Here is a 22,199-nt window from a genome sequence, read left to right on the forward strand (position 1 = left end):
TTTTTATTAGTATATACCAAATTCTTTAAAATTGTGATAAAATCTTGTTAGAAAAATTAAAGGAGGGATAAAGTGGATACAAAAGAATTAATTATAAAATTGACATCAATTCCAGGACCATCGGGCTTTGAATCAAATGCTGTTAATACTATTGAAGAAATAATGAAAGATTTTTCCGATGAAATCTTCAAAACAAAACTCGGAAGCTTAGTATGTGTAAAAAAAGGAAAGGGAAAGGGAAAGGGAAAAGTTGGATTATTTGCACATGTTGATCAACTGGGATTTGTTATTTCAAAAATAGATGAAAAAGGTTTTGCCTATGTTTCACCAATAGGCGGTTGGGATCCAAAAGTGGTAATTGGGCAACGTGCAAAGATTATATCTAGAAAAAACAAAACATTTGATGGTATATTTGGTTTTTTAGCACCCCATTTGCAAAAAAAAGAAGAAAGAGGAAAAGTACCAACATTTAATTATCTGTTTTTAGATATAAGTATCAATAAAGATTGGAAAGAGATCTCAGTTGGTGACTTAGTTGTTTTGGATGAAATAGAAGGCTTTGAACAAAATAACTACGTATTTGCTCCAGCACTCGACAACAGGGCAAGTTGTGTTTCTCTAATCAAAACAGCATCATTATTGCAAAAAATAAAACACGAAGTTGACGTATATTTTATCTTTTCAACTCAAGAAGAAATAGGTGGTCCAGGTGCACCTACTGCAGCGTATTTTTCGGATTTAGATTATGCATTTGTAATTGATGTAACACACGGTAATGAAAATATTCCTGGCTTTGAAAAAATAGAGATAAACAAAGGTCCAGTAGTTGCAATAGGACCAGTAGTAGATAAAAAATTCAACGAATTGGTACAAAATACAGCAAAAGAATATGGAATTCCTATTCAATTTGAACCTATCCCACGTAGAAGCGGTACAGATACAGACGAAGTACAACTAACCAGAAAGGGTATAAAAACACAGTTACTATCTATACCACTTAAATATATGCACACACCATACGAAAAAATTTCCATAGATGATGTAGAAAAAATATCAAAACTCATGGCATTTACTATCTCTGAATTGGAGGTGCAATAATGTATCTTAAAGAACTTTCAGAAATTAACGGAGTATCTGGTAATGAACATAAAGTTAGGGAATTTATAATTGAAAAGATAAAAGATAAAGTTGATAAATTTTGGGTTGATAACCTTGGAAATCTCATTGCTTTAAAAAAGGGAAATGGAAAGACAAAAGTAGTATTAGATGCACACATGGATGAAGTAGGATTTATGATAACAAATATAAACGAAGATGGCACTCTATCTTTTATGCCAGTTGGCGGCATAGATCCCAGGGTTGCAATTGGAAAAAAAGTGATAATTAATGATGAAATAATAGGAGTTATAGGATTTAAAGCCATACATTTGCAAGATAATCCACTAAAAACCCCCGAATTTTCACAATTAAGAATTGATGCGGGGTTTTCGTCAAAAAAGGAAGCTGAAAAAAAAGTAAAAATAGGAGATTATGCATCATTTACCACAAAATACAAAGAAATAAACAATTTCGCAACTGGAAAAGCATTTGATGACAGAGGTGGATGTAGTATATTAATAGATCTCATTGAAGACAACATAAAGTCAGAATATGACTTATACTTTGTCTTCAGTGTTCAGGAAGAAACTGGGTTAAGGGGTGCTGCTGTTGTAGTTGAACAAATAAAACCAGACTTTGCAATAGCAATTGAGACTACTACCGCAGGGGATAATCCAGAACTTGACAAAGAACTTTGGGCTACACATATTGGAGATGGTCCTGCTCTAACTTTTATGCATTCTGGATATGTAATAGATAAAAGATTATTTGAAACATTGGTAAATACAGCAAAGGAAAACAATATCCCCTTCCAATACAAAAGAAGAACAGCAGGAGGAACTAACGCCGCAAGATATGCAAGAAGTGCCTATGGTGTACCAGCAGCTGTAATTTCTATACCTTCAAGGTATATACACAGTCCATTAATAGTCATTGATCTAAATGATTATAAAAACACGTATTTATTATTAAAAACATTCCTTGAGAATGCTCCTATAAAATAAATGGCTCCAAATGGAGCCATTTATTTCACCTCTGGAATAAGCACTTTCAAAATCTCTTCATTTTTGATTCTAACATATCCTTCACTTAGCTCCTTAAAGGCAATGCTCACGTAATTATTGTCCCATGTTTCAACATAAGGATGTGCAAATTCCTTTAAATTTTCCGCTCTTTTTGCAACAGCAATGGGAATAGCAAACTTATACGGTATTTTCTCCAAAAGCTTGTCGTAATTAATAACTGGTCTCATCTTTTAACACCCCTTTAAACAAATTTATTCTTAATTTTTCGTCTAAAATACGCCTAGTTTTATAGGATTCAGCTATAACTATTGACTTCATAGCAACTATAGATTTTTCAAGGTCGTTATTTATAATCAAATAATCAAATGCATCGATTTGAGACATTTCCCATTTCGCATTTTCAAGTCTTTTTAACATTGATTGCTTATTTTCCGTACCTCTCTTTAACAACCTCTCTCTTAAAACCTCATAACTAGGAGGTGCTACAAAAACAAATACCGCATCATCAAAATTTTTCTTTACCTGCAATGCACCTTGTACATCTATATCTAATATTATTCTATAACCTTTTTTTATATTTTCAACTACAAATTCTTTAGGAGTACCGTATAAATTCCCATGAACTTTTGCCCATTCTAAAAACTCTCCGTTGTCTCGCATTTCCATGAATTTTTCTTTTGAAATAAAAAAATAATCAACACCATCAATTTCTCCAGGCCTTGGTGGCCGTGTCGTACATGATACGGAAAAAACCACTTTATCCAATTTATTCAACAAAGCACTTATTATACTTGTTTTTCCGACCCCTGACGGTCCACTTACAACTATTAAAGTTCCTTTCATACTATCCCTTTCTTCTTATTCTTTCTAGTTGTTCTTCTATTTCAAAGAAAGATTGCATAAATCTTTGTGCAATTGTTTCTGGTTGGATAGCACTTAATATAATATGATTACTATCTGATATAAGGATTGCCCTTGTCTTTCTACCATACGTTGCATCTATAAGTTTTCCTTCTTCTTTTGCATCCTCTTTTAATCTTTTTAAAGGGGCACTTTCTGGATTTACTATAGCAACTATCCTATCACCAGCAATCACATTTCCAAAACCAATATTAATAAGACCAAACATATTTACACCTCCCAGATTATTCTATATTCTGTATTTGTTCTTTCAATTGTGAGTTAACATATTTACCTTCTAAAGCTAGGTTCGTTATTTCTAGCATTCTACTCTTTGAAAGTATAGTATTAAACTCCCTATGTACTTCTTGTGTTAAAAAATTCAATAGAGTGCCGACCGGTTCATCTTTTAGTATTAACTCTTGCATTCTATCGATATGGCTATTTAACCTCGATATTTCTTCCCTAATATCTGCTTTATCGGCTATAAGAGCAACTGCTGTTTCAAATTGATTCACATCCATCTCTATATTATTGGGCAAAATTTCTTCAACATTTTCCCTTATCTTTTTTGCAATTACTTCTTTTAAATCAAGCGATAATTTGCTTATATTTTCCACTATTTTCTTTAATCTCAATACCATTTTATTGATATCAACAAATAATTTTTCCCCTTCTTTTTTTCTCTCTTCAACGAGTTTTTCCAAAGTTTCAACAATAATATTTTTAACAAAATCCCACAATTCCTCTATAACTTCATCATCTAGATCTCCTCTAAAAATCTCCCTGAAAATTAACAAATCACTCAAACTCAACAAATTTTGTATTCCCAGACTTTCCCTTAATCCCTCAAGGGTTTCAAAATAAGATTTTGCCATGGCAAAATCCACGTTCAGACTTATTGGGACCAAAAATTTAACACCAATTCTCAAGTGTACCTTTCCTCGTTTCAAGTAATTGGAAATTATCTGATTAATCCTTATTTCTTTTGAAGATAAATAATAAGGGATAGATACCGAAATATCTAACCCCTTTGAATTAAGGGTTTTAATTTCACAATAAACCTTGTATTTTTCAGAAACTTTTTCCAATTTTGAATAACCAGTCATACTTTTCAATTTAATCACTCCTGTAGATAATTATACACAATTTTTTACAAAATTCAAAAGATTTTTTATTATTTCAACCCATCTTATTCCAAATTAAAAAAGACAGGACCCCGTTGGGGTCCCATAATGAGGGCTTTATCTCATCCGCCTACTGTTGCTTAGAAATAGCAATACCTTCTTCAATGGCCTTAATGTTCAAATCTATTAATTTTGCTTTTTTTCCCGTTAATTTCTTTTCAAGTGCTTTAAACAAGCTTTCTTTTGAAACCACATTCGTTGCTCCAATAACAGCACCCAGCATAACCATATTTGCCACTTTTAAATTTCCCAATTTATCAGCTATCTCGTTACATGGAATTTTCAATACATGTATATCATCTTTTCTATCTGGTTCTCTATCAATAACAGATTCATTTAAAAAGAGATATCCATCTTTTTCAACAAAGTTTTGGAACTTTAACATAGATGGAATATTCATGGCTACAACAACTTCAGACTTATCAACTACCGGAGATGCAACTTCTTTATCTTCAACAACAACGGTACAATTTGCCGTTCCACCTCTCATTTCAGGACCATATGAAGGCATCCAAGTGACATTTTTCCCCTCTATCATTCCAGCATATGCCAAAATTTGTCCCATTAGCATTACACCCTGTCCACCAAAACCAGCAAATATAAATCTCATTCTTCATCACCAACCTTATCCACGAAAATTCCCAATGGATATTCTGGAACCATATTCTCTTCTAACCATTTTCCAGCGGAAATAGGATCAATTCCCCAGTTGGTTGGACATGTTGACAATACTTCCACCATTCCAAAACCAAGTCCCTTTACTTGTGCCAAAAATGCCTTTTTTATTGCTTTTTTTGTCTTTTCAACATCTTGCGGTGTGTTAACTTTAGTCCTTGCAAGATATGCTACACCTTTTGCTTCCTTTAAAAATTCACACATATGCATTGGATATCCATCATTTTCTGCCTTTCTACCGTATGGCGTAGTGGTAGATTTCATACCAAGCAATGTTGTTGGAGCCATCTGACCACCAGTCATACCATAGATAGCGTTGTTTACAAAAATAGTAGTTATTTTTTCTCCTCTATTTGCTGCATGCATAATTTCAGCAGTACCTATAGCAGCTAAATCACCATCACCTTGGTATGTAAAAACGTAAAGATCCGGTCTAGCCCTTTTCATGCCCGTTGCAACAGCTGGTGCCCTTCCATGTGGTGCAATAGTACCATCCATATTAAAGAATTGATATGCAAATACAGAACATCCTATTGGGGATACTACAAGTGTTTTTTCACGTATACCTAATTCATCGATAACTTCTGCAACTAATCTATGAATTATTCCATGATAACATCCTGGACAATATGTAAACTCTTTTCCCGTCAGAGATTCCGGCATTTTATAAAGAACTTTCTTCATTACAATCACCTCCTAATTTCCTCTTTAAGTGCGTTAAGTATTTCAGTTGGTGTTGGAACTACTCCACCCATCCTCGAGTAGAATTTTATAGGTCTTTTGTCCTTTACGGCAAGTTTTACATCTTCTAACATTTGTCCCATGTTCATTTCTACATCAAAGAACATATCCACTTTATTTGCTAATTCCTCCAAAGGTTTATATGGAAATGGCCATACGGTTATAGGTCTAAATAATCCTACCTTAATTCCATCTTTACGCGCCATATCAACAACACTCTTTGCTATTCTTCCAATTGTTCCAAACGCTGTAATTATTATTTCTGCATCTTCTGTTTTATATTCTTCCCATCTCACTTCATTTTCTTCTATTTTCTTGTATATTTCAACTAATTCCAAGTTCATCTTTTCCAATTTATAAGGATCAATATCAAACGATGTAACTATATGTGGTTCCCTTCCTTTTGCCCCTACTAACGCCCAATCACTATGGTCTGGCAATGTTGATAAATCCCTAAATTCTGGAAATTCAACAGGCTCCATCATCTGTCCCAACAAACCATCAGCCAAAATTAACGCAGGAGTTCTATACTTATCCGCTAAATCAAAGGCAAGTACTGTTAAATCTACTGCTTCTTGAACTGTAGAAGGTGCAAGCACTATTAATCTATAATCTCCGTGACCTCCACCTTTTGTTGCTTGCCAATAATCACCTTGTGCTGGTTGAATATCACCAAGACCCGGACCACCACGTACAACATTAACAAAAACTGCGGGTAGCTTTGCACATGCCATATAAGAGACGCCTTCCATCATCAAACTAAATCCAGGTGATGAAGTAGAAGTCATCACCCTCTTACCAGTACAAGCTGCTCCATACAACATATTTACCGTTGCAACTTCACTTTCAGTTTGTAAAAACACTCCATCAACTTCTGGTAATCTTTTAGCCATATACTCTGGTAATTCACTCTGAGGGGTTATTGGATATCCAAAAAAATGTCTACAACCTGCTCTGATAGCAGCTTCGCCAATTGCTTCTGTTCCCTTTACCATTACTTTTTCCATATCTTTCCCTCCTCACTCTTCCCTATAAACTGTTATACATACATCAGGACACATTCTATAACAAAAACCACATGCTATACATTTTTCTAAATGTTTTGGTTCAGCTGGGTGGTATCCTTTGCTATTAAATCCTTCTGAGAACTCAATCACTTTAGTTGGACAAGCGGCAATACATAATCCACAACCTTTACATCTTTCTTGATCAATTTCAATATATCCTTTTACTTTAGGCATCTTAACACCCTCCTTAAAAATCCATTTTCATAAACCTTTTTATCCAAAATTTTGGGAACTCCGTTTCAAAGTCTTCAAGAAAATCTGGGATAACTGTATATTTTACTGGAACGTTTAATATTTTAGAAGCCTCTTTTATAATCTTTTCACCCTCTAAGATTATCTCCTTAGTAGTTTCCACAGATAGATTAGTGTTGTTAATAAGGTAATCTATTTTTATTTTCGCAACTTTACTCAACTGTTCATACGTCTTTACAATCCCATCTACATTGGAAGTAAAGGGTCTTCTCGTGTTGATAACCATGGAAACTTCGGCATCCTTTAAATGCGGTTTTAAATAGCCTACAACTACTACTCCATTTTCTTCTCCACCAACATCCAAAACAGTTTTATAATCCGGATTATTTAGATATCCAGCTACCGCCCCAGTAACTATCGGTAAATCTGCATGCTTTAGTGCACCCGGAGGTGTAATAACCTTCAATCCCTTCAATGTAAGTTCATCTACTACATCTCTTGTTCTAAAATAAGGAGAAATTGTATCAACATCTGCAATTGCAACTTTTTCATAATCTTGTCTTAATTTTAAGGCATAATTTATCGCTACTTCTGTTTTCCCACTACCAAATAAACCTATAAACACAAAATTTTTAGACACTTTTTTGCACCTCTTCACTATAATCTTTTGGCTTTTCAACACCATTTAAAACCCTTAACGCACCCATTGCAAGTGCTTTTTCCTCATCACCACCCGGATAAACCAAAATTTGAGCAATAAATCCAACGTATTCTTTAAGCCACTTAACTATGTATTCTTTGTCGTATGCAAGTCCACCTGTTAGCACTATTGCATCTACTTCTCCTCTTAGCGCTGCAGCCATCTTTCCAATCCATTTTGCAATTTGATAGGCCATTGCTCTATATATCAATTCTGCCTTTTTATTTCCTTCTGATATCATTTGTTGAACTTTCATTGCATCATTTGTTCCAAGGTACGCAACCAATCCTCCTTTACCTTTTATCCTTTTCTTTATGAAATCCAAAGTATAATCCCCTGAATAACATAAATCTACTAATTGTGTCAGCGGAAGCGTCCCACTCCTTTCAGGTGTAAACGGGCCATCTCCATCCAACGCATTATTAACATCAACAACCTTTCCTCTCTTATGTGCACCTATGGAAATACCTCCACCCATATGTACAACTATTAAATTTACATCTTCGTAGTTCTTTCCCAAATCGCTTGCTGCCTTTCTAGCAACCGCCTTCTGGTTCAAAGCATGGAATATAGATTTTCTTTTAAACAAAGGATGCCCTGAAACCTTTGCTATTTCATCCATTTCATCTACAACTACTGGATCTACAATAAACGCAGGAATTCCGTGTTTTTTTGAAATCTCATATGCAATAACAGCACCTAAATTTGATGCATGTTCTCCGTACTTTCCTTCCTTTAGCTCATTTACCATTAACTCGTCCACCTTATAAGTACCACTCGGGATTGGTCTTACAAGTCCTCCCCTACCAACTATTGCATCAAAATCTTCATATTTAAATCCCAAAGACTTTAAAAAATTCTCTATTACATTGACTCTAAATTCATATTGCTCTATTAACTTTTTAAATGGTGCAAGTTCTTCTGCTGTATGCCTCAAAGTCTTTGATGCAACCTGTGTCTCATCTTCAAAAATTGCAAGCTTTGTACTTGTAGAACCTGGATTTATAACTAAAATTCTATACATTTACATCACCTGCCATTAAATTAGTAAGGGCAAGCGATAACAACTTCGTTTCATCTGAATCAGCTCGTGAAGTTAAGGCAACTGGAACTTTAGCACCAACAATTGTTGAGGCAACATTGGCCCCTGCTAAAAATACCATAGCTTTATAGAATATATTTCCCGCTTCAATATCCGGCATAATTAATACATCAGCATCCCCGGCAACTATACTTTTAATACCTTTGTGTTCCGCGGCTTCCTTTGATACCGCATTATCAAGGGCAAATGGTCCATCCACTATACAACCCTTTATTTGATTTCTCTTGCTCATTTGCGAAAGAATTGCCGCTTCAACAGTTGCAGGCATTTTTGGGTTGACTATTTCAACTGCTCCTAATATAGCAACTTTAGGATTATCCACATCTAAAGCCTTCTTTGCAACTAAAACCGTATTATTTATAATATCGACTTTTTGTTCCAAAGTTGGTGCAATAGTCATTCCGGCATCTGATACAACTAAAAGTTTATGATAATTTGGTACTTCAAATATACTTACAAGAGAGAGAGTTCTTCCCGTTCTTAACCCATATTCTTCCTTTAATACTACTTTCATTAAATCTCCCGTTTTAATCTTTCCCTTCATTAAAAAATGTGCTTTTCCATCAGTAACAAGCTGCACCGCCTTGTTAGCAGCTTCTACATAATCACCTGCTTGAACGAATTCGAATTTATTAATATCTATTCCCATATTTTCCGCTATCTTTTTTGTCTTTTCCACATTTCCAACAAGTATTGCATTTATAATTCCTTCTTCATGCGCTCTATCCAAAGCCTTTAATACAACTTCATCTTCACTTGCCGCAACCGCTACAGTCTTTTTCCCTACTTTTTTTGCCTTTTCAAGAATTTCCATTAACTTATTCATTTTTCTCACCCCAAATCTTTGCCTCTTCTTTGCCTTTTAAAACTCTTAATGCACCTTTTGCAAGAGCTTCCATTTCAAATTCACCAGGTACAGAAAAAACAGGTGCAAACTTAAATACGTATGACTTAATTTTTTCAACAACATTTTGGTTGTTAGCTATACCACCTGTGATAACAATAGCATCCACTTTTCCTTTCAATACCGCACACATTCCTCCAATTTCCTTTGCGATTTGATAAATCATAGCATCAACGTAGAATTTTTCCTTATCCGTTCCCGTTTCTAATACTTTTTTCACATCATTTGTTCCAAGATATGCAACTAATCCTCCTCTTCCAACAAACATCTTCTTCAATTCTTTTTTTGAATATTTTCCAGAAAAAGCAAGTTTAACTACATCTCCTACTGGAAGCTCCCCTGTTCTTTCCGGGCTAAAAGGTCCTTCATCATTTGCATTGTTAACATCTATCATCTTTCCTTTTCTATGGGCAGTTACAGAAATTCCTCCTCCAAGATGCGCAACTACCATATTCAAATCCTCATACTTTTTTCCCAATTGTTCCGCCACTTCTCTAGCAACTGCTTTTATATTTAATGCATGAACAAGGCTTAATCTTTCAATTTCCGGAATCCCAGAAACTCTGGCTTCATCTATCATTTCATCAACAGAAACAGGATCAGTTATAAATACAGGTATCTTTCCATTTGACAAAGAATACCCTATTACAGCTGCTAAATTTGAAGCATGCTTGACTTTGGTTTTATTTTTTAAATAATCCACCATACTTTCATCTACTCTATAGGTTCCACTTTCAAGTGGTGGTAAAATACCTCCCCTACACGCTATTGCAGAAAAATCTTCCACTTTATAATCTTCCTCTGAAAGAAACTTTAAAATCTCTTTTTTTCTAAAATCCTCTTGTTCCATAATATCGTTAAATTTTTCCAATTCACTTACATCATGTCTTAATGTCCTTTGAACTAACTTTTTATCATCATCAAAAATTGCAACTTTTGTGCTCGTTGAACCAGGGTTAATAACTAATATTAACACTATATCAACCCCTTAGACTTTCCATACTCCACAATCACTTCCTTAAGTCTATTTACACCTTCTATTATTTTTTCATGTGGTGGTAAACAGAAAGATAATCTCATAGAAGAAGAAACACTATCATCCGGTGTAAAAGCTTGACCTGGAATATAAAATACCAACTTTTTCTTTGCTATTTCAAACATCTCCAACGTATCAAATCCCTCTGGTAAAGTTACCCATGTAAAGAGTCCTCCATCTGGATAAATCCATTTTATTCCTTTAATATCTGAAAATGTATTTTCAAATGCCTGCATCATTGTATCTTTCTTTGATTTATACAATTTAATCGTGGGGGTAATTTGTTCAATTAAGTCATATTTCTCAAGATATCTTGCAGCAATTCTCTGTGTGAGAGCAGGACTACACAAATCCGTTCCTTGTTTTGCAAGTACAAATTTTCTGACAAGTTTTTCATCTCCAATAACTGCCCCAATTCTTAATCCAGGCGCAAGTATCTTACTGAATGTATTCAAAAGAATAACCCTTTCTTTTCCAGCAAGTTTAAACAATGGTGGTAGATGCTCTCCTTCAAACCTTAACAAACCATATGGATCATCTTCTATAATTAAAAGGTCGTATTTTTCGGCAAGCTCTATTATCCTCTTTCTCTTTTCAAGAGATAAAGTAGCACCTGCAGGATTGTGGAAATTTGGAATAACATACATAAATTTTACTTTCTTTATTTCACCTTTTTCATCGAGTTCTTTTAATCTTTTTTCAAGCACTTCAACGTTCATTCCATCATCTTCTAAAGGTACAGAAACAAATTTCGAAAATCTCATTCTAAACGCACTAGCCGCTCCCAAGTAAAACGGATTTTCAACAATGGCTATGCTTTCCTCATCTAAGAAAACTTTACCTGCGAGCTCCAACGCTTGTTGCGATCCCGTAGTAAACATTATATCGGATTCATCCAAATCGTTTATTTCATAAACTCTGTTTAAAAGACATATCATCTGCTTTGCAAGTTCTGGATCTCCCTCTGTAGTACTGTATTGTAAGACATATTTATATTCATTTTCGATGACTTCAGAAGCAATTTTGGAAAGAGCATGCCTAGGAAAGGTTTCCGGATCTGGTACTCCTCCACCAAAGGAAATAGCACCTTCAACAGAAGCATATTTTAACAGCTCTCTAATTAAGGAGGAACTTAAATTATTACCTAATTTTGAATACTTTGAATCGTAATTCATAATTCCACCTCCAAAAATATATTTTATTTTCAATTTGTTTGCAATTTTTTGCATGCAATTTTTTGCATTTTTTCAGAATTGAAATAATTCTATAATAAGTGTACAATATAATTAGCAATTAGTAAAACTCCAAATAGATAAGTTTAACGCTAAAATCTCTTGTTTTTCGCAATTTATTAGAAAAAACTCTTAAAATGCTGTATTTACAATTTATTTATTTTATTTAAAATTAAAGTGTGAAACATATTAAAATTCTAGGAGGTGGAAATATGATAAAGAAGAATTATTTACTTGCACCTGGTCCAACACCAGTACCTTTTGATATCTTACTTGAAGGAGCACGTGAAACAATTCACCACAGAACACCACAATTTGTTAGTATTTTAGAGGAAACTTTAAACGAATTAAAATACCTCTTCCAAACGGAAAATAAAGTTTATACTCTACTCTCCTCTGGCACTGGTGCTCTTGAAGCTGCTATTACCAATCTTTTAAACCCAAATGACAAAGCTATTATAGTAGAAGCTGGTAAATTTGGAGAAAGATGGAGAGAAATTGCAGAAAGGTATAACATAAATATAGTTTCAATAAAACTCGAATGGGGAGAAGCAGTAACTCCCGAACAAATTAAAGAAGCAATAGAAAAACATCCAGATGCAAAAGCGGTATTTACAACATATAGTGAAACTTCCACAGGTACTGTTATAGATCTTGAAGGAATAGCAAAAGTTACGAGAGACACAGACGTTGTACTTGTAACCGATGCAGTTAGCGCTTTGCTTGCAGAACCACTAAAAATGGATGAATGGGGTATCGACGTTGTGGTAAGTGGTTCACAAAAAGGAGTTATGCTTCCACCGGGTCTTGCATTTATTGCTCTAAACGATAAGGCATGGAAATTAGTAGAAAAATCCAATAACTCCAATTATTATTTCAACCTTAAAGCATACGCGAAAAAATATCCAGATAACCCATGGACACCTGGTGTAAATTTAATCTATATGTTAAGAAAAGCAATAAAAATGATCAAAGATGAAGGAATAGAAAATGTTTGGAAAAGACATCAAATGCTTGCAGATGCAACAAGAGCTGCTGTTAAAGCGCTAGGCCTTGAACTATTCTCCAAACGTCCTGGTAATGTTGCAACAGCAGTTAAAGTGCCTGAAGGAGTAGATGGCAAAAAGTTAACAAAAATCATGAGGGATAAATACGGAGTCACAATTGCAGGCGGACAAGAACACCTTAAGGGTAAGATTTTCAGAATATCCACACTTGGTTATTTGAGTATTTTTGATACAATTATAGGAATTTCAGCTTTAGAATTTGTATTAAACGAACTTGGTTATAAAGTTGAATTTGGTACCGGTGTAAAAGCCGCTCAAGAGGTACTATTCAAGGAGGTAAATAAGTAATGAGAATACACGTGAACGATCCCCTTGATAAAAGCGCAATGGAAAGGCTTAAAAAATCCGGACACTTAGTAACAGATACACATCTTGAAAAAGAAGAACTTATAAAAGAAATGCCTAATATTGATGTCTTGGTAGTAAGAAGCGCTACTAAAGTTACAGCAGATGTAATTGAAGCTGGTTCAAAGTTGAAAATAATAGCAAGAGCTGGTACAGGATTGGATAACGTAGACGTTGAAAAAGCCAAAGAAAAAGGTATAAAGGTATTAAATACACCAGGAGCAAATGGTATTTCAGTTGCTGAACTTGCAATTGGTTTAATAATCGCTTGTTCAAGACATATAGCAAAGGGTACAGAAGATTTAAAAAACGGTATTTGGAGTAAAAAACAATTAAAAGGTCATGAATTATACAAAAGAACAGTTGGAATAATAGGATTTGGAAACATTGGAAAAGAAGTAGCAAAAAGGTTACTTGCCTTTGATATGAATGTCCTAGCATATGATCCATTTATAAAAGAAACAGATTTAGATGTAAAACTAGTCGATTTGGATACTATTTTTAGGGAATCTGATATTATCACAATTCATGTACCTAAAACATCAGAAACCACACATCTTATAAACAAAGAAACTTTCGAAAAAATGAAAGATGGTGTTATAATTGTAAACGCCGCTCGCGGTGGTATAGTTGATGAAGAAGCACTTTACAATGCTCTTGTCTCTAGAAAAGTATACGCAGCAGGTTTGGACGTATTTGAAGTTGAACCACCAACAGATGAACTTAGAAAAAAACTTCTTGAACTTCCCAATGTTGTAGCAACACCACATATTGGCGCATCTACAGTTGAAGCACAACTAAGAGTTGGTCAGATTATTGTAGATAAAATTCTAGAAGAACTTAAATGAAAATAAAATAAAACAAAAACGGGTAATCTTAAAAGATTACCCGTTTTTGTTTTGGTGGAGCCGATGGGATTTGAACCCACGGCTTCTACCGTGCGAAGGTAGCGCTCTCCCAACTGAGCTACGGCCCCAACTACATTTAATAATTTATCACATATAATCCATGTAGTCAACTTTTTTATTTTTTGACCATTTTTTAATAATATCTAAAAAAAAATTAAATTTCTTTTCTTTTTTTTTAATTTTCGCATATTTTTGAATTTTAACACTTCCTTTATAATGTGAAACAACGGAGGTGATTAAATTGAACGAAGCATTAAAACTTGCATACAAATTCAAAAATGACATTATACACTTCATGAGCAGATTAATTAAAGCAAAAAGTTATTCTGGTGATGAAAAAGAAGTTATACAAGTTATCAAAAGTGAAATGGAAAAGGTCGGATTTGATAGTGTGAAAATTGATGGACTGGGAAATATAATTGGAAAAATAGGAAACGGTAACACAAAAATTGCAATGGACGCCCATATTGATACTGTAGATATTGGAAATGAAACACTTTGGGAAAGAGACCCATTTTCCGGAAGTTTTGATGAAAAATACGTATATGGTAGGGGAGCATCTGATCAAAAAGCAGGAATGTGTTCAATGGTGTATGGAGCAAAAATACTCAAAGAACTAAACCTTTTTGATGACTTCACACTCTATGTTACAGGTACGGTTATGGAAGAAGACTGTGATGGTCTTTGCTGGAGATACATCATTGAAAAAGAGAAGATAAAACCAGATTTTGTTCTCATTACTGAACCAACATCTCTAAAAATAAACAGGGGTCACAGAGGAAGAATAGAATTTAGAATCAGAACAAATGGGATATCCGCACACGCCAGTGCACCAGAAAGAGGAATAAATGCCATATACAAAATGGCAAAAATAATAAACGAAATTGAAAAACTAAATGACAGGTTGGAAAGCACCTCATTTTTGGGAAAAGGGACAATAGTAGTCTCACAAATATTTTTTAAATCTCCTTCACACAATGCAGTACCTGATCAATGTGAGATTCAGATAGACAGAAGAATAACTGAAGGCGAAACAAAAGAAGTGGTATTTAATGAAATTAAAGAAGTATTTAAAAGAGCTGGTGTTGAAGATGCTCAAATTATTGAATTGGAATACAAAAAACCATCGTATACTGGTGTGGCATATCCAACGGAAAAATATTTTCCTGCATGGGTTTATCCAGAAGAGAGCACTATTGTCCAAAGTGCCGTAAAAAACTATGGATATCTATTCAATTCCTCTCCGAAAATAGACAAATGGATATTCTCGACTAATGGAACGGTCACAGCAGGAGTCTACAACATTCCAACCGTTGGCTTTGGACCAGGTGATGAAAAATATGCTCATGCACCAAATGAAAAGGTGGAAATTGAACATCTTATAAAAGCTGCTGCATTTTACGCTACATTTCCAAAAACGTTAATCAAAAACTTAAAGGGGGAATGACTATGTCTACGTTTTTCAGAGGAAGACACTTTATAACAACTCAAGATTTCACAAATGAAGAAATAGATATAATGTTAGATCTTGCAAGAGAATTAAAAATAAAATTCAGCTACGGTGAACCAACTCCATATTTACTTTACAAAACGTTATTTTTGATATTCTTCGATGAAAGTACAAGGACAAGAAATAGTATGCAAGCGGGTATAGCACAATTAGGAGGTACTGGAATATTCTTAACACCTGATAAAATGCAAATAGCACATGGAGAAGTCGCAAAAGATACCGGTATTATACTATCCAGATTTGGAGATGGAATTGGAATAAGATATTGTAAATTTGGTGAAGGAAATAAATACCTTAACGAAATAGCCAAACATTCAAAGGCTCCTGTTATGAATCTCCAAGACGATATATATCACCCATTTCAAGTACTTGCCGACATCTTAACAATTCAAGAAAGATTTGGAAAAAATCTAAAAGGTCTCAAGGTAGGAATAAGTTGGGCATATGCTGAGAGTCATTTAAAACCACTATCAGTCCCTCAATCTCAAATTTTATTATTTACAAGATTCGGAATGGACATTACACTTTCTTATCCGAAAGGATTTGATTTAATGCCAGAAATTATTGAACAAGCAAATAAAAATGCGGAAAAGTATGGTGGAAAATTAAATATCTCTCACAAGATGGAAGATGCATTTGTAGATGCAGACGTAGTAATCCCCAAAAATTGGGGTGGTTTCTTTGTATCGGATAATCCAGATGAGATTCGTGCAGAACAAGCAAAGCATAAAAATTGGATCTGTACAGAAGAATTAATACGACTTACTAAAAAACATTCCATTTATATGCATGCACTCCCCGCAGACAGAGGAAAAGAAGTGGTTGATAGCGTAATAGATGGTCCTCATTCTGTAGTCTATGACGAAGCGGAAAACAGACTTCACACAGCTAAAGCCGTTATGACACTGCTAATGGGAGGAAGATTCTAATAATGTATGATATTGGCATTGTAAACGGAAAAGTATTTGTAGATGGAACTTTTATCCATCTAAATGTATATATCAATGCAGGAAAAATATCTGATTTATCAACAAATTATCAAAAATGCAAAAAAGAAATTGATGCAACCGGGAAGATTATCCTTCCCGGTTTTATTGATCCACATGTACATTTTGAACTAAACCTTGGAAGATATACATCTATTGACGATTTTAAGAGTGGAAGTATTTCTGCTTTATTTGGTGGTGTAACTACGATAATTGATTTTTTAGATCCAATAAACTCTCATGAGCAACTTAAAGAAGCATTTAATAAAAGATTAAAAGCAGCACAAAATTCAAAAATAGATTTTTCTTTTCACGTTACTCTTGGCCAGTTTAACGGTGATTTAGATACGCTATTTAAAATGTCAAAAAAACTGGGAACAAGGTCTATAAAAGTATTTACCGCTTATTCTACTAGTAAAAGAAGGACATCTGATAAACTTTTGTACAAATTATTTGAAAAATCAATAGAATATAACGTACCAATCTTAATCCACGCCGAAAATGAAGATATGATAGTTGAAAATGTCCCAATTAACCTCCATTCAAAAGCAAGACCAGAAATTTCAGAAATTTCTGAAATAATTAAAATATCCGAATTTATTTATCAAACAAAAGGAATTGCTTATATTGTGCATACAACTTGTGGAACTTCAATCGAAGAAGTTAAAAATAGATTTGCAAAAATTCATAACAAGAATTTATTTTTTGAAAGTTGCCCGCACTATTTTTATTTTGATGATGAAGTATACAGTAGAAGAGATGCCTATCTATACACTATGACACCTCCCCTTAGAAGTAAAATTGAAAAAGAAAAACTAAAAGCAAACATTGACAATATCTTTTCGATTGGCACTGATCATTGTTCATTTAACAAGAAAGACAAAAGAAAAAAGAAAACAGGAAACCTTCCCATGGGAATTGGAGGAATTGAACATTCATTCATATTAATGTACTCATTGTTTGGTGATAAAATAATCGATAAATTTACAATAAACCCGGCAAAATTTTTCGGTCTATATCCTAAAAAAGGGGCACTACTCCCAGGATCCGATGCTGATATTGTAATTTTCAATCCTAATTACAACGGAAAAATAGTAGAAAGTCATACAAAAGCCGACTATGATCTCTTCTTAAATACAAAGATAAAAGGAAAAATAGAAAAAGTAATTAAAGATGGTATTTTAGTGATAGATAATCAATTATTAAATTCACCCCTCGGAAGATTTATCAGGAGGTAATATTGATGAAAGCTATAATTAATGCTAACATATTTGATTTTGATAATTTCTACAAAAATTATTATATATTATTCGATAAAAAAATAATTGAAATTGGTAGTATGGAAAAATTTCCAGGTGCATCACATGTGATTGATGCACATGAAAATTTTGTAATGCCAGGTTTAGTTATTGGACATACACACATTTACTCAACATTTGCAAGAGGATTGAGTCTACCATTTAATCCTATAAACTTTAAAGATATATTAAATCAACTATGGTGGAAACTTGACTCAAAGCTTGGCAAAACTGAAAATTATTTTAGCGCTCTTGTTTCAGGGATTGAATTTATCAAAAATGGCGTAACAACAGTTATTGACCATCATGCAAGTGGAAAACAAATTAAAGGAAGTTTAAATACACTAAGGAAAGCATTGTGCGATGAAATAGGATTAAGAGGAATTTTTTGTTTTGAAACAAGTGACAGATTCAACGTAGAAGAATGTATCCAAGAAAATCTTTTATTTTTAAATGAAAATAATACTGATATGTATGCAGGATTATTTGGATTACATGCATCTTTAAGCTTGTCTGATGAAACCTTAAAAAAGATATCCGAACTTTACAAAGGACCTATTCATGTTCACGCAGCAGAAAGTATAGATGATGTAGAAGATTCACTTTCAAAATATGGGATGCGAGTTATAAATCGCTTGAATAAATTTGGCCTACTTAGAGAGAATTCTATCCTTGCACATTGTGTTCACGTTACTGAGGAGGAACTTAAACTCATCAGTCAAAATAACTGTTATATTGCTTTAAACGTTTCTTCCAATATGAATAACGCAGTTGGTCTTCCAGATTACCAAAAAATGAAGAAACATAATGTAAAAACGATAGTAGGCAATGATGGTTTGGGATTTAACTTAGCAAGAGAATTACTAAATTTATTTTTTTCAATGAAGCTAAAAGGTAAATCTCCTCTTGCATTTTCGTTAGATGACCTAAGATACTCTATATCAAATACATACGAAATAGCAAGTAAACTACTTAAAATCAAATTAGGAAAAATACAACCAGGGTATGTCTCTGATTTAATAATTGTTCCATATATTCCTCCCACACCTATTAGTAAGGAAAATGCTTATGGACATGTTGTTTTTGGCTTGCTTGATAACTTTAGACCATCTCATGTAATTGTCAACGGCAAATTGCTAATGGATAATTACAAAATAACGGTTCCCACAGATGATGTCAATGAAATTTATAAAGAAGCCAGAAAAGTCTCACAAAGATTGTGGGAAAATTTGAGTAAAAATTATAAATAATAATCCTTTCAGGAAAAATATGTGTATTTTTATTATCCACAACTTAATTTGTGGTGTCAAACAGAAAAAAACAATCTAGAAGCATTATTATATAACAAAAGGCTTTGAAGGAATATTATTAATTTCAAAATCAATGTCTTTGTGCTTAATTTTCGATTTAAAAATAAATGGTGATCTATATTTAACATATATGATTAGTGGTAACTTAGATAAACAAAGTAACATTTTACTGATAAACAATTATTATCAAAATGATTTATATTCTACAATCAACCTAAAAAACAAACAATGATTGTACTTAATAATTGACAAATCTGTTGTATTAGATATTTCTTTAAGATCTAACCTTAAAAACAACTAAAGGGGGAATTATCGTGGATCTTTCAACAGAACTTTCAGGCATAAAAATCCAAAATCCTGTAATGCCAGCTTCAGGACCTTTAGTGGGTGATTATGAAAAGATTAAATTCATTGATTCTACTGGAGTTGGTGCCATTGTTACAAAAACAATTTCTACAAAAGCAGCCGAAGTTCCAAGACCATGTATATACGGAGAAAACAACTTTGCTATGAACGCAGAACTGTGGTCAGAATATCCTCCCAAAAAATGGTTGGAGGAATTTCTACCTCGTTTAAAAGAGGAATTATCCAAACCTTTGATCATAAGCGCAGGATATTCAAAAGAAGACATGAAACAATTAATACCAAAATTAAACGAATTTGCCAATGCCTTTGAAATATCCACTCATTATGTCGGAAAAACTTATGAAACTATTGGTGAAATAGTAAAAGCAATTAGGGATAACACAGATAAACCTATATTTATGAAAATGAGTCCACATATTCCAGATCCAATTAAATTCACAGAAGTAGCTTTAAAAAACGGAGCTAACGGTATAGTCGCAATTAACTCTCTTGGTCCTACAATGAAGATAGATATACAAAATAGAAAAATCTTAATTGGAAATGAAAAGGGGCAAGTATGGCTTTCAGGTCCTGCCATCAAACCTGTAGCACTCGCTATTATAAAAATACTTCGAGATGCATTTCCTGAAATTACAATTATTGGTGTTGGAGGAATAAAAAATGCAGATGATGTAATTGAATTTTTGTTGGCCGGAGCAGATTCAATCCAACTTCTTTCATCAGCACTAATATTCGGTAAAGACATATATGAAAAAATAATAAATGATCTACCGAAAAAACTTGAAAAATATGGATTCAACAGTGTAAAAGAAGTTAAAGAAACAAAACTTACACACAAAGTAAAATATATACCAAAACATCCTAAAGTTAACAATGAAAAATGTACACTGTGTAAGTTATGTGAAAAAGTATGCCCTTACTTTGCAATAACAATTGATAAAAAAGTCAACATAGACATAAAAAAATGTTTCGGTTGCGGGTTATGTGAAAGTAGATGCCCAACAAAGGCAATAACAGGAGTTTTAGAATAATATTAAAACAAAAATACAAAAATATTTACATTAAATACGTATTGACATTGAAATACACATATGCTATAATCATTTACGGTCTCTGGAAACGGGGCGTAGCGCAGTTGGCTAGCGCGCCTGTCTTGGGAACAGGAGGCCGCTGGTTCGAGTCCAGTCGCCCCGACCACAAGCGGGTGTAGCTCAATTGGTAGAGCATCGGCCTTCCAAGCCGAGGGTTGCGGGTTCGAGTCCCGTCGCCCGCTCCAGACTCGAAGAGGTCTAATGCGCCCGTAGCTCAATAGGATAGAGCACCGGACTTCTAATCCGGGGGTTGTGGGTTCGACTCCCGCCGGGCGCGCCAAAATTTAATATTTTATTATGCGTGGTGGCTATAGCTCAGTGGTAGAGCGCCTGACTGTGGATCAGGTGGTCGTGGGTTCAAATCCCACTAGCCACCCCATTTTTCATATTATAATGTTTTTGATAAAATGCGCCCGTAGCTCAATAGGATAGAGCGTCGGACTTCGGATCCGAAGGTTGCGGGTTCAAATCCTGCCGGGCGCGCCATCTGAGCTCTTCCACTTAGATTCAGCAAACTTTTAAATAACATCACCGTAAAGGAGGTATTAGTATGGAAGTTCTTAAAGTTGCATCAGGTTCCAATCCTAACAAAGTCGCCGGTGCTCTTGCAGGAGTAATCAGAGAAAAAGGGAAAGCTGAAGTTCAAGCAATTGGTGCCGGTGCAGTAAATCAAGCTGTCAAAGCCATTGCAATTGCAAGGGGTTATCTTGCTCCAAGTGGTATTGATCTTGTATGTGTACCTGCTTTTACCGATGTAAGTATCGAAAATGAATCTAGAACTGCTTTAAAATTCATCGTCTTTCCAAGAGAATAATTGATTAGGAGAGGCACAGTTCCGTATAGGACTGTGCCTTTTATTCTTTTTTCATTCTATATATCTTAAATTTTCCCATTAAGGCTTTCTTTTCTTTAATAATTTTAAAACCTTTTCTTAAATAAAGATTTTTTGCTCTATTATTTTTTTCAACATCCAAATAGATACCCCTATAACCTTTTTTTTCAGTTTCTTTTATAAAATATTCTAAAAGTTTCGTACCAATTCCTTTTCCCCTCGACTTTTTATCCACACTAATATTTTGTATATATATACCCTTTAATCCTTTTAGATTAATTATATTATTTATCAATATGTTCTTTACAAAAAGATCAACCAACTTAAAAAACGAAAACACTTCAAAAAAATCCTTTATTTTACCTTTTGTACATCTTTTTTCTAAATCATATGCTATTAATATACCTTTTATTTCTTTTCCATCAAAATAGCCATACACATTTCTATATGAAAAAGGATTTCCTTCTCTCTTAACTAATTCCGCAAGTTTCAAAATCGCTTTTTCTCTTTTTCCAAACAAAAAATAAAACAACCTCTCATCTGTATCATAAATTAATTCGGCCACTTTTAACAAATCATCATCTTTATTTATCTTACGAATCATCTTTTATACCCCCAATAAAAAAG

At 33.8% G+C, this 22,199-nt stretch carries 24 protein-coding genes and 6 tRNA genes; 15 read left to right on the forward strand and 15 right to left on the reverse strand.

What is annotated here, in order from left to right:
• Positions 1-72 precede the first annotated feature (72 nt).
• Complete coding sequence (locus Y592_RS01645; RefSeq protein WP_077287141.1) at positions 73-1,098, forward strand: M20/M25/M40 family metallo-hydrolase; 1,026 nt, start codon at positions 73-75, stop codon at positions 1,096-1,098.
• Positions 1,098-2,102 carry a M42 family metallopeptidase gene (locus tag Y592_RS01650; RefSeq protein ID WP_075665340.1) on the forward strand — a complete coding sequence of 335 codons (1,005 nt, stop codon included), beginning with the start codon at positions 1,098-1,100 and terminating at the stop codon, positions 2,100-2,102. Before Y592_RS01645 ends, Y592_RS01650 begins: the two co-directional genes overlap by 1 nt.
• Before the next feature lie 20 nt (positions 2,103-2,122).
• Here Y592_RS01650 and Y592_RS01655 read toward each other — a convergent pair whose 3' ends face one another.
• The 13 genes from Y592_RS01655 to Y592_RS01715 all read right to left on the reverse strand — a co-directional run bounded on the left by Y592_RS01655 (position 2,123) and on the right by Y592_RS01715 (position 11,802).
• Positions 2,123-2,350 (reverse strand): DNA-directed RNA polymerase subunit omega, encoded by a 228-nt coding sequence (locus Y592_RS01655; protein ID WP_075665341.1) that lies wholly within the window; start codon positions 2,348-2,350, stop codon positions 2,123-2,125.
• Positions 2,334-2,966 carry a guanylate kinase gene (gene gmk, locus Y592_RS01660; RefSeq protein ID WP_075665342.1) on the reverse strand — a complete coding sequence of 211 codons (633 nt, stop codon included), beginning with the start codon at positions 2,964-2,966 and terminating at the stop codon, positions 2,334-2,336. The genes Y592_RS01655 and gmk overlap by 17 nt, the downstream gene beginning before the upstream one ends.
• A 1-nt stretch (position 2,967) precedes the next feature.
• Positions 2,968-3,252: a DUF370 domain-containing protein gene (locus Y592_RS01665; protein WP_012056339.1), complete on the reverse strand. Its 285-nt coding sequence runs from the start codon at positions 3,250-3,252 to the stop codon at positions 2,968-2,970.
• A gap of 16 nt (positions 3,253-3,268) precedes the next feature.
• Positions 3,269-4,132, reverse strand: a complete 864-nt coding sequence (locus Y592_RS01670) for a YicC/YloC family endoribonuclease (protein ID WP_075666678.1) — start codon at positions 4,130-4,132, stop codon at positions 3,269-3,271.
• A 148-nt stretch (positions 4,133-4,280) separates the two neighbouring features.
• Complete coding sequence (locus Y592_RS01675; RefSeq protein ID WP_075665343.1) at positions 4,281-4,820, reverse strand: 2-oxoacid:acceptor oxidoreductase family protein; 540 nt, start codon at positions 4,818-4,820, stop codon at positions 4,281-4,283.
• A complete protein-coding gene (locus Y592_RS01680; RefSeq protein ID WP_075665344.1) occupies positions 4,817-5,569 on the reverse strand; it encodes a thiamine pyrophosphate-dependent enzyme in 753 nt (250 codons plus the stop codon). The genes Y592_RS01675 and Y592_RS01680 overlap by 4 nt, the downstream gene beginning before the upstream one ends.
• A gap of 5 nt (positions 5,570-5,574) precedes the next feature.
• Positions 5,575-6,633 carry a 3-methyl-2-oxobutanoate dehydrogenase subunit VorB gene (locus Y592_RS01685; RefSeq protein WP_075665345.1) on the reverse strand — a complete coding sequence of 353 codons (1,059 nt, stop codon included), beginning with the start codon at positions 6,631-6,633 and terminating at the stop codon, positions 5,575-5,577.
• 12 nt (positions 6,634-6,645) lie between these two features.
• Positions 6,646-6,867 carry a 4Fe-4S dicluster domain-containing protein gene (locus Y592_RS01690; RefSeq protein ID WP_075665346.1) on the reverse strand — a complete coding sequence of 74 codons (222 nt, stop codon included), beginning with the start codon at positions 6,865-6,867 and terminating at the stop codon, positions 6,646-6,648.
• Positions 6,868-6,880: 13 nt separating this feature from the next.
• Positions 6,881-7,525: a cobalamin biosynthesis protein CobQ gene (locus tag Y592_RS01695; protein ID WP_077197867.1), complete on the reverse strand. Its 645-nt coding sequence runs from the start codon at positions 7,523-7,525 to the stop codon at positions 6,881-6,883.
• Entirely contained in the window at positions 7,518-8,609 is a 1,092-nt protein-coding gene (buk, locus tag Y592_RS01700; RefSeq protein ID WP_075665348.1) for a butyrate kinase, read from the reverse strand. Before buk (Y592_RS01700) ends, Y592_RS01695 begins: the two co-directional genes overlap by 8 nt.
• A complete protein-coding gene (locus tag Y592_RS01705) occupies positions 8,602-9,513 on the reverse strand; it encodes a bifunctional enoyl-CoA hydratase/phosphate acetyltransferase (protein WP_075665349.1) in 912 nt (303 codons plus the stop codon). The genes buk (Y592_RS01700) and Y592_RS01705 overlap by 8 nt, the downstream gene beginning before the upstream one ends.
• Positions 9,506-10,567, reverse strand: coding sequence for a butyrate kinase (buk, locus tag Y592_RS01710; protein WP_075665350.1), 1,062 nt, complete (start codon positions 10,565-10,567; stop codon positions 9,506-9,508). The genes Y592_RS01705 and buk (Y592_RS01710) overlap by 8 nt, the downstream gene beginning before the upstream one ends.
• Positions 10,567-11,802, reverse strand: coding sequence for an aminotransferase-like domain-containing protein (locus Y592_RS01715; protein ID WP_088368836.1), 1,236 nt, complete (start codon positions 11,800-11,802; stop codon positions 10,567-10,569). The genes buk (Y592_RS01710) and Y592_RS01715 overlap by 1 nt, the downstream gene beginning before the upstream one ends.
• A gap of 269 nt (positions 11,803-12,071) precedes the next feature.
• Here Y592_RS01715 and Y592_RS01725 point away from each other — a divergent pair, with 269 nt between their 5' ends.
• Positions 12,072-13,214, forward strand: coding sequence for a pyridoxal-phosphate-dependent aminotransferase family protein (locus tag Y592_RS01725; protein ID WP_075665352.1), 1,143 nt, complete (start codon positions 12,072-12,074; stop codon positions 13,212-13,214).
• Positions 13,214-14,119, forward strand: coding sequence for a hydroxyacid dehydrogenase (locus Y592_RS01730; RefSeq protein ID WP_075665353.1), 906 nt, complete (start codon positions 13,214-13,216; stop codon positions 14,117-14,119). Before Y592_RS01725 ends, Y592_RS01730 begins: the two co-directional genes overlap by 1 nt.
• A gap of 52 nt (positions 14,120-14,171) precedes the next feature.
• Here the strand turns inward: Y592_RS01730 and Y592_RS01735 are convergent.
• A tRNA-Ala gene (locus Y592_RS01735) sits at positions 14,172-14,247 on the reverse strand.
• 164 nt (positions 14,248-14,411) lie between these two features.
• Between Y592_RS01735 and Y592_RS01745 the strand changes: the two genes are divergently transcribed.
• The 11 genes from Y592_RS01745 to Y592_RS01795 all read left to right on the forward strand — a co-directional run bounded on the left by Y592_RS01745 (position 14,412) and on the right by Y592_RS01795 (position 21,554).
• Complete coding sequence (locus Y592_RS01745; RefSeq protein WP_232218204.1) at positions 14,412-15,626, forward strand: YgeY family selenium metabolism-linked hydrolase; 1,215 nt, start codon at positions 14,412-14,414, stop codon at positions 15,624-15,626.
• A 2-nt stretch (positions 15,627-15,628) separates the two neighbouring features.
• Positions 15,629-16,618, forward strand: a complete 990-nt coding sequence (locus Y592_RS01750) for an ornithine carbamoyltransferase (protein WP_075665356.1) — start codon at positions 15,629-15,631, stop codon at positions 16,616-16,618.
• 2 nt (positions 16,619-16,620) lie between these two features.
• The gene (locus tag Y592_RS01755) at positions 16,621-17,913 is read left to right on the forward strand and encodes a dihydroorotase (protein ID WP_075665357.1); all 1,293 of its coding nucleotides are present in this window, start codon (positions 16,621-16,623) and stop codon (positions 17,911-17,913) included.
• Between the two features lie 5 nt (positions 17,914-17,918).
• Positions 17,919-19,223: an amidohydrolase family protein gene (locus Y592_RS01760; protein ID WP_075665358.1), complete on the forward strand. Its 1,305-nt coding sequence runs from the start codon at positions 17,919-17,921 to the stop codon at positions 19,221-19,223.
• 374 nt (positions 19,224-19,597) lie between these two features.
• On the forward strand, positions 19,598-20,680 hold the full coding sequence (locus tag Y592_RS01765; RefSeq protein WP_075665359.1) for a 4Fe-4S binding protein: 1,083 nt from the start codon (positions 19,598-19,600) through the stop codon (positions 20,678-20,680).
• An 89-nt stretch (positions 20,681-20,769) separates the two neighbouring features.
• A tRNA-Pro gene (locus Y592_RS01770) sits at positions 20,770-20,846 on the forward strand.
• A gap of 3 nt (positions 20,847-20,849) precedes the next feature.
• Positions 20,850-20,925, forward strand: a tRNA-Gly gene (locus tag Y592_RS01775).
• A gap of 18 nt (positions 20,926-20,943) precedes the next feature.
• Positions 20,944-21,020: transfer RNA gene (locus Y592_RS01780), tRNA-Arg, on the forward strand.
• A 24-nt stretch (positions 21,021-21,044) separates the two neighbouring features.
• A tRNA-His gene (locus tag Y592_RS01785) sits at positions 21,045-21,119 on the forward strand.
• Between the two features lie 30 nt (positions 21,120-21,149).
• Positions 21,150-21,226, forward strand: a tRNA-Arg gene (locus tag Y592_RS01790).
• 64 nt (positions 21,227-21,290) lie between these two features.
• Positions 21,291-21,554: a stage V sporulation protein S gene (locus Y592_RS01795; RefSeq protein ID WP_073072337.1), complete on the forward strand. Its 264-nt coding sequence runs from the start codon at positions 21,291-21,293 to the stop codon at positions 21,552-21,554.
• Positions 21,555-21,594: 40 nt separating this feature from the next.
• On the opposite strand, the gene Y592_RS01800 is transcribed toward Y592_RS01795, so the two are convergent.
• Positions 21,595-22,176, reverse strand: coding sequence for a GNAT family N-acetyltransferase (locus tag Y592_RS01800; protein WP_075665360.1), 582 nt, complete (start codon positions 22,174-22,176; stop codon positions 21,595-21,597).
• Positions 22,177-22,199: the final 23 nt, after the last annotated feature.

The organism is Thermosipho sp. 1070 (assembly GCF_001682135.1).
Taxonomy (GTDB): domain Bacteria; phylum Thermotogota; class Thermotogae; order Thermotogales; family Fervidobacteriaceae; genus Thermosipho; species Thermosipho affectus.